This window comes from Streptomyces lycii (genome assembly GCF_009735685.1).
GTDB lineage: Bacteria > Actinomycetota > Actinomycetes > Streptomycetales > Streptomycetaceae > Streptomyces > Streptomyces lycii.
Genome location: NZ_WHPN01000367.1, coordinates 42,647 through 52,859 on the forward strand (window position 1 = coordinate 42,647; position 10,213 = coordinate 52,859).

At 75.0% G+C, this 10,213-nt stretch carries 10 protein-coding genes; 8 read left to right on the forward strand and 2 right to left on the reverse strand.

What is annotated here, in order from left to right; all coding sequences use genetic code 11:
• Window positions 1-149 precede the first annotated feature (149 nt).
• From GCU69_RS24595 to GCU69_RS24620, 6 genes are all read left to right on the forward strand, one after another.
• Window positions 150-1,004: a metallophosphoesterase family protein gene (locus tag GCU69_RS24595; protein ID WP_156207200.1), complete on the forward strand. Its 855-nt coding sequence runs from the start codon at window positions 150-152 to the stop codon at window positions 1,002-1,004.
• 118 nt (window positions 1,005-1,122) lie between these two features.
• Window positions 1,123-1,572: an SRPBCC family protein gene (locus GCU69_RS24600; protein ID WP_098751524.1), complete on the forward strand. Its 450-nt coding sequence runs from the start codon at window positions 1,123-1,125 to the stop codon at window positions 1,570-1,572.
• 1 nt (window position 1,573) lies between these two features.
• Window positions 1,574-2,905 carry an ArsA family ATPase gene (locus tag GCU69_RS24605; protein WP_156207201.1) on the forward strand — a complete coding sequence of 444 codons (1,332 nt, stop codon included), beginning with the start codon at window positions 1,574-1,576 and terminating at the stop codon, window positions 2,903-2,905.
• A gap of 600 nt (window positions 2,906-3,505) precedes the next feature.
• On the forward strand, window positions 3,506-4,015 hold the full coding sequence (locus tag GCU69_RS24610; protein ID WP_098751537.1) for a DUF5304 domain-containing protein: 510 nt from the start codon (window positions 3,506-3,508) through the stop codon (window positions 4,013-4,015).
• Between the two features lie 56 nt (window positions 4,016-4,071).
• A complete protein-coding gene (locus GCU69_RS24615; protein WP_098751522.1) occupies window positions 4,072-5,013 on the forward strand; it encodes an ROK family glucokinase in 942 nt (313 codons plus the stop codon).
• Between the two features lie 141 nt (window positions 5,014-5,154).
• Entirely contained in the window at window positions 5,155-6,027 is an 873-nt protein-coding gene (locus GCU69_RS24620) for an endonuclease/exonuclease/phosphatase family protein (RefSeq protein ID WP_170315923.1), read from the forward strand.
• A gap of 298 nt (window positions 6,028-6,325) precedes the next feature.
• Here GCU69_RS24620 and GCU69_RS34835 read toward each other — a convergent pair whose 3' ends face one another.
• Window positions 6,326-7,450, reverse strand: coding sequence for a hypothetical protein (locus tag GCU69_RS34835; protein WP_156207202.1), 1,125 nt, complete (start codon window positions 7,448-7,450; stop codon window positions 6,326-6,328).
• Entirely contained in the window at window positions 7,443-8,225 is a 783-nt protein-coding gene (locus GCU69_RS24630; RefSeq protein ID WP_098751521.1) for an alpha/beta hydrolase, read from the reverse strand. Before GCU69_RS24630 ends, GCU69_RS34835 begins: the two co-directional genes overlap by 8 nt.
• 249 nt (window positions 8,226-8,474) lie before the next feature.
• Here GCU69_RS24630 and GCU69_RS24635 point away from each other — a divergent pair, with 249 nt between their 5' ends.
• A complete protein-coding gene (locus GCU69_RS24635; RefSeq protein ID WP_235978681.1) occupies window positions 8,475-9,320 on the forward strand; it encodes a lysophospholipid acyltransferase family protein in 846 nt (281 codons plus the stop codon).
• Window positions 9,321-9,522: 202 nt separating this feature from the next.
• A partial coding sequence (locus tag GCU69_RS24640; protein WP_235978682.1) for a DUF5931 domain-containing protein occupies window positions 9,523-10,213 on the forward strand: 691 nt, incomplete at its 3' end.

A 10,213-nucleotide genomic window follows, 5' to 3' on the forward strand; every position in this document is an offset into this window, starting at 1 on the left:
GGTCGGCCCAGATGTTTTATCTGTCACACATCCTTGGCCGGGCTCCGGGCCGTACGGAGCAGGGTAGTCCCCTTCCCGACCGGTACGAAAGTAACCGCAGGTCGGCGGCGTCTCCCGGGACCGGGGCGGGACGGCGTAGGGTCCCACCCATGCGAGTCCATGTGGTCAGTGACGTGCACGGCAACAGCCGCGACCTCGCGCGGGCCGGGGAGGGCGCGGACGCTCTGGTCTGCCTCGGGGACCTGGTGCTTTTCCTCGACTACGCGGATCACGGCCGCGGCATATTCCCGGACCTCTTCGGGGCGGAGAACGCCGGCCGCCTCGTCGAGCTGCGCACGGCGCGGCGCTTCGCGGAGGCCCGCGAGTTCGGCGCCCGGCTGTGGGACCGTCTCCTCGGTGAGGCCGGTGAGGCCCCAGGGGGCTCCGAGGGCGCCGCCGGCGGGGCGCGCGGCACGGACGGTGACGCGGAGGAACGGCGGCGGGCGGCGCGGCACCGGATGATCGAGGAAGCGGTCCGCAAGCAGTACGCCGAGCTGTTCGCGGCCTTCCCGCAGCCGACGTACGCCACCTACGGCAACGTCGACGTCCCCCGGCTCTGGCCCGAGTACGCCCGGCCCGGCACCACCGTCCTCGACGGCCAGCGGGTCGAGATGGGCGGCCGCGTCTTCGGCTTCGTCGGCGGCGGACTGCGCACCCCGATGCGCACCCCGTACGAGATCGACGACGAGACGTACGCGGAGAAGGTGGCGGCCCTGGGCGAGGTCGACGTGCTCTGCTCGCACATCCCGCCCGAGGTACCCGAACTCTGCTACGACACCGTGGCCCGCCGCTTCGAGCGCGGCAGCTCCGCGCTGCTGGACGCCATCCGCAGCACCCGGCCCCGCTACGCCCTCTTCGGCCACGTCCACCAGCCGCTGTCCCGCCGGATGCGCGTCGGCGCCACCGAGTGCGTCAACGTCGGGCACTTCGCGGCCCACGGCACGCCCTGGGTGCTGGAGTGGTGAGCGCGGGCATCGGGCAGGCGCACCCGCGGGAGGCCGCGGTCGGAGGCGGCGCTCACGCGCGGTAGCCTTCAGCGGCGGGGACAGCAGGGGACCGGACCGTAGTGGAGGAGCCACCGCGATGGCGGAACACACCAGCTCGAGCATCACGATCGAGGCGGCACCGGCCGAGGTCATGTCGGTGATCGCCGACTTCGACCGCTATCCCGAGTGGACCGGCGAGGTCAAGGAGGCCGAGGTCCTGGCCAAGGACGACCAGGGCCGGGCCGAGCAGGTGCGGCTGCTCCTCGACGCCGGTGCGATCAAGGACGACCACACCCTCGCCTACACCTGGACCGGTGACCGCGAGGTCAGCTGGACCCTGGTGAAGTCGCAGATGCTGCGCGCCCTCGACGGCTCGTACCGGCTGGCCCCGGCCGGCGACGGCAGCCGCACCGAGGTCACCTACCAGCTGACCGTCGACGTCAAGATCCCGATGCTCGGCATGATCAAGCGCAAGGCCGAGAAGGTCATCATCGACCGGGCCCTCGCGGGGCTGAAGAAGCGCGTCGAGAGCGGCGCGCAGGCCTGACGTGAGCGCTGTCGTACGCACGGTCCTGGTCACCGGCCCGGGCGGTTCCGGCCGGACCACCGCCGCGGCGGCCACCGCGCTCACCGCGGCCCGCGAGGGACGGCGGACGCTGTTCCTGACCGCCGACCGGACCGGCGCCCCGGAAGCGGTCCTCGGTGTCGCCCTCCCGTCCCGGCCGGCAGGCCCGCCGCGGGACCCCGGACCCGCCTCGGCCGGGGCGGGGGCGGCGGAAGCCCCCTGGACCCCGCCGGTCCGGGTCGAGCGGAACCTCCGGGCCGCCCGCGCCGACTCCGGCGAGCGGCTGCGGGACGCCTTTCTCGGCCTCCAGCAGCGGGCCTCCTCGGGCCTGGACCTGCTCGGCGCCGCCCCGCTGGAACGCGAGGAACTGACCCCGCTCCCCGGCGCCGCGGAACTCGCCCTGCTGCGGACGCTGAGCGCGCTCTACACCCTGCCGGCCGCCTCCGCGGCGGCCACCGGGTCCGGATCCGGGTCCGAGACGGTCACCGGGCCGGACGGGGACTGGGACCTCGTCGTACTCGACCTGCCGCCCGCGCAGGAGGCCCTGGCCCTGCTCGCGCTGCCGGAACAACTGCTGCGCTACCTCGACCGGCTGCTGCCGCCCGAGCGGCAGGCGGCCCGCGCGCTGCGGCCGCTGCTCGCGCAGCTCGCCGGGGTGCCGATGCCCGCCCGCTGGCTGTACGAGACGGCCGACCGGGCGCGGAGCGAACTCGCCGCCGCACAGGCCGTGGTCGGCGCGGAGTCCACCACGCTCCGGCTGGTCGCCGAACCGGGCCCGGCGGGTCGCGCGGCGCTGCGCCGGATCCGCCCCGCCGTCGCCCTCTACGGCCACCGGGTGGACGCGGTGCTCGCCGGCCGGACGCTGCCGACCGGCTCGGCCGACCCGTGGCTCGGGGCCGCGTCGGGGGAGCAGCAGGCCGCGCTCAAGGCCCTGCGGGAGGAGTGGTCCGGCACCGCTCCGCTGTACGAGCTGCCGCACCTGGGCCGCGCCCCCCGCGGGACGGCCGACCTGGCGGCCCTCGGGGCGCCCCCGGTGGCGGCGCCCGCCGGGAGCCGTCCGGGGCCGGCCGTGGCGGACCGGCGGGAGGCCGACGGCACGCTGGTGTGGCACATTCCGCTGCCCGCGGCCGAGCGCGGCGAGGTCGACCTGATCCGGCGCGGCGACGAACTCGTCGTCGCTGTCGGGCCGTTCCGCCGCATCCTGCCGCTGCCGTCCGCGCTGCGCCGCTGCACGGTCTCGGGCGCGGCACTGGCCGACGGTGAGCTGCGGGTGCGCTTCACGCCCGACCCGGCGCTGTGGCCGAGGACGTCGTAACGGCGGACCGGAGGTTGCGGACCGGGCGGCTGGGGCCGGGCAGCTGAGAGCTGGACGGCGGGGGCGGCGGGGCGGACGACCGTGGGCCGGACCGGACGACCGTGGACTGGACCGGACCGGACCGGTCGGGGCGGGCCGGACGGTGGTGGACTTCACCGAACTGGACCGAACTGGACCGAACTGGACCGGACCGGACCGGACCGGGCGGCGGCGGTCGGACGACCGTGGACCGGACCGGACTGGACGGCCGCGGGCCGGACGGCGGTGGACTCGACGACCGTGGACCGGATGGCGGCGGGCCGTACGGCCGAAGGCCCGACGACGACAGACGACGACAGACGACGACAGACGACGACAGACGACGACAGACGACGACAGGCTTGACGAACTCGGTCCGGACGGCCTCGTGCGGACGGTTCAGTCCGGACGGCTCTGTCCGGACGGCCCGGCCGGGACGGCCGCGGGCCCGGTGGCCGGGGATCGCGCGGTGCCCGGCCCGTGGCCGCAGCGGTCTGAACGCCGGGCGCCCGTTCGGGTAACGTCGGAACCGGGGGCGTCTGCCGAGGCGCTTCCGCCATGATCTCGCCGCAGGAGTCCGCCATGAGCGATCCCACCGAGCGCCCCGCCGCCGACCGCGCCGGAGCACCCGCCGCAACCGACGCCGACGCCTGGGCCACGGCCTGTGCCGAGGACTTGGCCGCGGAGCGGGCCCGCCGTCGTGAGCGGTACGGTGTGCCGCCCGGCAGCGCCGCCGAGGAACTGCGCAGGCTCGCCGGCGCCGTCACCGACAAGCTCGCCTCGCTCCAGGGTCCGCTGGCCGGCATGGCGGCGCAGGGCGCCGTGCAGCAGTTCGTGAACCGGGCGCGGGCCGCCGTCGAGCCGGTCGTCGAGCGCAACCCGGACGTCTTCGACCACCTGGCAGCCGCCGGATCCGAGCTGCTGGCCGCCTACCGTTCGGCCGTCGAGAGCCGCGAGCGCGACTGGACGCGAGGCGCCAACTCCCCGGGCGGTGACGCCGGGAAGAGTGGTCCCGCGAGCGACTCCGGTGACAAGAAACGAACCGATGGGCCCGAGGGTTGTTCGGGAAGTGAACACATCGACCTCGACTGACCACCCCTCGGGTACGGTTGGTCGCAGCGGGGATCGACCGGACAACTGAGGGACACATGGGACTCACCATCGGCGTCGACATCGGCGGCACCAAGATCGCGGCTGGCGTGGTTGACGAAGAGGGCTCGATTCTCGAGACGTGCAAGGTGCCGACGCCTCCGACCCCTGAAGGCGTCGTGGACGCCATCGCGGAAGCGGTCCGCACCGTCAGCACCGACCACTCCGTCGAGGCGGTCGGCATCGGAGCCGCGGGCTATGTGGACGACAAGCGCGCCACCGTGCTGTTCGCCCCCAACATCAACTGGCGGCACGAGGCGCTCAAGGACAAGGTCGAACAGCGCGTCGGTCTCCCCGTCGTCGTGGAGAACGACGCCAACGCCGCCGCCTGGGGCGAGTACAAGTTCGGTGCGGGCGCCGGCCACGAGGACGTCATCTGCATCACCCTCGGCACCGGCCTCGGCGGCGGCATCATCATCGGCAACAAGCTGCGGCGCGGCCGCTTCGGCGTCGCGGGCGAGTTCGGGCACATCCGGGTCGTCCCGGACGGCCTGCTGTGCGGCTGCGGCAGCCAGGGCTGCTGGGAGCAGTACGCCTCCGGGCGCGCCCTCGTGCGGTACGCGAGACAGCGGGCCGTGGCGACGCCGGAGAACGCCCAGATCCTGCTCGGCCTCGGTGACGGCACCCCGGAGGCCATCGAGGGCAAGCACGTCAGCCAGGCCGCCCGGCAGGGCGACAAGGTCGCCGTCGACTCCTTCCGCGAGCTGGCCCGCTGGGCCGGTTCGGGCCTCGCCGATCTGGCCTCGCTGTTCGACCCGTCGGCGTTCATCATCGGCGGCGGTGTCTCGGACGAGGGGGACCTCGTCCTCGACCCGATCCGGAAGTCCTTCCGCCGCTGGCTCGTCGGCAGCCAGTGGCGGCCGCACGCCCAGGTGCTCGCCGCTCAGCTGGGCGGCAAGGCCGGACTGGTCGGCGCGGCGGACCTGGCCCGCCAGGGCTGACCCCGGACGGCATCCCGCGACGCCCGGCCTCCCCGCCGCCACCCGTGTGCGGGGGACCGGCGGCGTCCGGCGGGAGGGACCCGGGCCCGCCGGGGCGGGCGACGGACGGACGAAGGCGCGAGTGGAAGGTGTCGGCGGACGATGGCGGAGACATCCCGGCCGGCTCCCGGGGCGGCTGACCGGGGAGCGGCGGAGACTTACCGGCGGGCTTCCGGAAGCGCCGAGCCGGCCGGCGGCACGGCTCCGGCCGGGCTGCCCGCCTCCCGTACCGAGGCGGACGGCTCCGCCGTCGTCCGGGTCCTCAGCTACAACGTCCGTTCCCTGCGCGACGACGAGGCGGCGCTGGCCCGCGTCGTCCGGGCCTGTGCCCCGGACCTCGCGCTGATCCAGGAGGCGCCGCGGTTCTTCCGCTGGCGCAAGGCCGCGGCCCGGCTCGCCCGCGCCTCCGGGCTGGTGTACGTCACCGGCGGCGCCACCGCCACCGGCCCGCTGATCCTCTCCTCGCTCCGGGTGCGGGTCGAACGGACCGAGGACGTCCTGCTGCCGCACACTCCGGGTCTGCACCGGCGCGGCCTCGCGACCGCGGTCGTACGGGTCGGCGGTGCGCGCCTGGCGGTGGTCAGCTGTCATCTGAGCCTGGCGGCCGCGGAGCGCTACGCGCAGGCGGGCCTGCTGCTGGAGCGGCTGGACCGGGTCCGGTCACAGGTGCCGCACGCGGTCGTGGGCGGCGATCTCAACGAGCGGCCCGGCGGACGGGCCTTCCGCAGGCTCACCGGAGAACTCCGCGACGCCTGGGCGGCCACGCCCTGGGGAGGCGAGCACACCTCCACACCGGGGGACCCGCACCAGCGCATCGACGCGATCCTCACCACGGACGGCATCGAGGTCCTGGGGTGCGGGGTGCCCGCCGGGCTCCCGGGCGTGACGGACGCGGACCTCCGGGCGGCCACCGACCATCTGCCGGTCCTGGCCGCCCTGCGGATCCCGGCAGCGGACCCCGGACCCGGCCGGTAGCGGGACCGCCCGGGGCGAAGGGACCGGGCGTACTGGTGGCGAGCGTACTGGTGGGTGAGCGCCTGTGACTGAGCGCTTCAGCCCGCCGGTGAACGGCCGGGTCGACGGAGCCGAGTGCCGTCGATTTCCACAGATGGCGATTCGCGCAGACCCGGTGACGGGGACGTCCCGGCCGGGAGGGGCCCCGGCTCGCGCGCCGTCGCCCGGACCGCGCACCACAGGCGCCCCGTCCCGAAGCGCCCGCCCCGGAGCAAGGGAATCCGCCCCGGAGCACGAACGGGAAGGGGGCCGTCGCTGATCAGACCACCGCGCCGCGGCCCGGGTCGTCGTACTCGTCGTCGTCGTCCTCCCGCATCCGGGCGACCAGCGTCGCGAAGCCGCCCAGGAAGCCGCCGACGCCGAGCGTCGCGATCCACCAGGTGATCGGCTCCTGGGCCAGCACCATGACGAGCAGCAGCAGCGGCCCGCCCAGCACCGCCAGCCACGCGAACTTCGTCGTGGGGTCGGCCGAGGGAAGCGGCGGCGGCTCGGGAGGTACGAAGTGGTCCTCGTCGTCCTCGGCGGCGTTCGCCGGGGGCGGCTCGCTGGGGACCCAGTCCCGCGGGCCCGTCCCCGCGGGGAAGATGACGCTGGAGCCCAGCGGACGGCGGCCCGCGGGACCCGCGCCGTCCGCCGCACCGGGCTCCCGGCCGTCGCCGGACGCGTCGCCGCTGCCGCCGGCGTTGTTGGTGCCCTGGTCCGCGGGGGCGCTCGTGGCGCCGGGGCTGCGGTCCGCCGACCCGCCGCCGCCGAGCGACGGCTTGAGCGGCTTGTACGTCTTGTCGGACGCCTCGGGGCCCGTGGCGGCGGGCCCGGGGGAATTCCCGGACGGGTCGGCGCCCGACCCTGCTCCGTCCGAACCGCCACCGGAAACCGCGCCGCTGTCGGAATCCGTGTCGCCACCGGAAACCGCGCCGCCGCCCCGTGCCGCGCCGCCGGCATCCGGACCTCGGGTGCCGCCCGGCTCCGCAGCCGCTGCCGCGCCCGGACCCTCACCCGCGCCTGCGCCCGTGTCCGCCCCGGAGCCCGTGGCGGGGCCCCGGGCCGTACCCGCGTCCGCACCCGAGTCGCCGGGCCGCGAGCCGCCGCTCCCCGAGTCCTCGGCCGCCCCCGGGCCGGAGGCCCTGCCCGAGCCGGACCTCGGACCCGAGCCCGTCCCCGAGCCCGAGTCCGTCCCCGAGCCGGAGCCCGAGTCCGCTTCCGGATCCGCTTCCGAGCCCTTGCCCGGGTCCCGGCCGGATTTCGCGCTCCCGCCGCCCGTGTCCTCGCCCGGGAAGACCGGCTCCTCGCCGTAGCCCGCGACGATCGCCGCCCACGCGGCCTCCTCGTCGAACGGCTCCGGGCTCTCCCCGTCGCGCCCCGCCCCGGCGTTCCGCTCAGCCACCCGTCGTCGTTCCTTCCCGGTCGGCGGCGCTCGGCGCGAGCCGGCCGATGAACGCGTACGAGTCCGCGAAGATCCGCTCGGCGTCGTGGTCCAGGGTCGCCACGTGATAGCTGCGCTCCAGCCACGTCTCGGTGACGTCGGTGGAGGAGATCCGGTCGAGGATGCGGGCCGAGTCGGCGGGCGGCACGACATGGTCGCGACGGCTGTGCATCAGCAGCACCGGCCGGGTGACCCGCGGCAGCTCCGCGTCGACGATCCGGAACAACTGGCGCACGGCGTGCGCCCCGTGCAGCGGGACCCGGTCGTAGGCCGCCTCCTGGGTGCCCTCCTTGGCGATGTCGCTCGCCAGCCCCTTGGTGGTGCGGACCAGATGGCGGGCGACGGGAAGGGCGTACGCCGACAGGCCGTGCACCTTGTTCGCCGGATTGACGAGGACGAGTCCGGAGACCGCGTCGCCGTGCCGGGCGGCGAGGCGCAGCGCGAGCGCCCCGCCCATGGAGAGACCGCAGACGAAGACCTGCCGGCAGCGGGCCGAGAGCTGCCGGAACTCGCGGTCCACCTCGGCGTACCAGTCCTGCCAGCCGGTGAGCTGCATGTCCTCCCAGCGCGTGCCGTGCCCCGGCAGCAGCGGCAGCGAGACGGTCAGGCCGCGCTCGGCGAGGTGGTCCGCCCAGGGGCGCAGGGACTGCGGGGAGCCGGTGAAACCGTGACAGAGGAGGACGCCGACCTCGCCGCCCTCGTGGCGGAAAGGCTCGGCTCCGGGGAGGAGCTGCACCGGGGACTCCTGTTCGTCGGTCCCGCGAGTCGTCGCGGAGGGGTCGGGGTGTTCGCGCCGGTCCGCCGGCGTCCGGGACCGGTCCGGACCCGGGGCCGGGAGCGAGCGTACGGCTGCGGCGCGGAGCGTACTTCACCGTACGCGACGGCGCCGACACCGGGTAGATCCCCCGGGGCCCCGCGCCGCCCGCACCGTCCGGCCGCGGGGCGGCAGGCTAAAGTCGGTGGCCGGAACACAGGAGGTCCTCGGTTGCTTTACGGCGCAATGAAGCTGTCCATCGGCGGGACGCTGAAGCTCGCCTTCCGCCCGTGGGCGGAGGGCCTGGAGAACATCCCGGAGTCCGGCCCGGCGATCCTCGCGAGCAACCATCTCTCCTTCTCGGACTCGTTCTTCTTCCCCGCGATGCTGGACCGGAAGGTCACCTTCATCGCGAAGGCGGAGTACTTCAACTCCCCGGGGGTGAAGGGCAGGCTCACCGCCGCGTTCTTCAAGGGTGTCGGGCAGCTGCCGGTGGACCGCTCCGGCGGCCGGGGCGCGGGCGAGGCGGCCATCAGGAGCGGCATCGAGGTGATCCGGCGCGGCGAGCTGTTCGGGATCTACCCCGAGGGCACCCGCTCGCCGGACGGCCGTCTCTACCGCGGCAAGCCCGGCGGCCTGGCCCGGATCGCGCTGGCCACCGGGGCGCCGGTGATCCCCGTCGCGATGATCGACACCGAGAAGATCCAGCCGCCCGGCAAGGTGCTGCCGAAGCTGATGCGGCCCGGCATGCGGATCGGCAAACCGCTCGACTTCAGCCGCTATCACGGCATGGACGGCGACCGGTTCATCCTGCGTTCGGTGACCGACGAGGTCATGTACGAGATCATGAAGCTGTCAGGCCAGGAGTACGTCGACATCTACGCGACCGTCGCCAAGCGGCAGATCGCGGACGAGGCCAAGCGGCGCGCCGAGGAGGAGAAGGCGGCGAAGCAGGAGCAGGCACAGCGGGCACGGAAGGCCGGGCAGCCACAGCAGTCCGGCCGGCCGGACCGGGCCGTGGAGCCGAAGCAGGCCGGGGAGTCGGACAGGGCCGGGGAGTCGGACAAGGCCGGATAGGGCCGGTCCCGGATCGCCGCGGCGGTCCGGGCGAGGGGTGGGGGTCATGGCACTGCGTTCGGGACTGGGTTCAGGACTGCGTTCGGGACTGCGTTCGGGACTGCGTTCGGGACCGCGTACGGACACGCGGGGACGTTCCGGCGGCGCGAGCGGACCCGGAGGGCGCGCGGGACAGGAGAAGCGCCGGGCCCGCCCGCTGCGGATGTCCGTCGAGCAACCGCTCTGGCAGGCCCTCACCGGCTACCGGGTGCTGACCGCGGTCTACGCCCTCGCCCTCTTCGGCCACTCCCACGACGAGTACACCCGCCCGCTCGCCGCGGCCGCCTATCTGGCGGTGCTCGCGGCCTGGACGCTCGTCACGGTGCGCAGCGTCAGCTCGGCCGAGCGCTGCACCAGGCGCTTCCTCGTCACCGACCTCACCATCGCCGTCATCGGCATCCTGCTGACGCCCCTCGTCGACACCGCCGAGCGGATCGAGGCCGGCGGCCACACCCTGCCGTCCATCTGGACGGCGGGCGCGGTGCTCGGCTTCGCCATCAAGTTCGGCTGGCGCTGGGCCGCCGTGACCTCCGCCGTCGTCGGCGTCGCGAACCTGATCGAGCGCGGCGCCCCGGCCCAGGACACCGTGCACAACGTCCTGCTGGTCTGGATAGCGAGCGTCGCCATCGGCTACGTCACCGAGGTCGCCCGGGCCAGTGAGCGCACCCTCGCGCGGGCCCTGGAGGTCGAGGCCGCGACGCGGGAGCGGGAGCGGCTCGCCCGCGACATCCACGACAGCGTGCTCCAGGTGCTCGCCATGGTGCAGCGGCGGGGCGCGGAGATCGGCGGTGAGGCGGCCGAGCTGGGCCGGATGGCGGGCGAGCAGGAGGTGGCGCTGCGCACGCTGGTCGCGG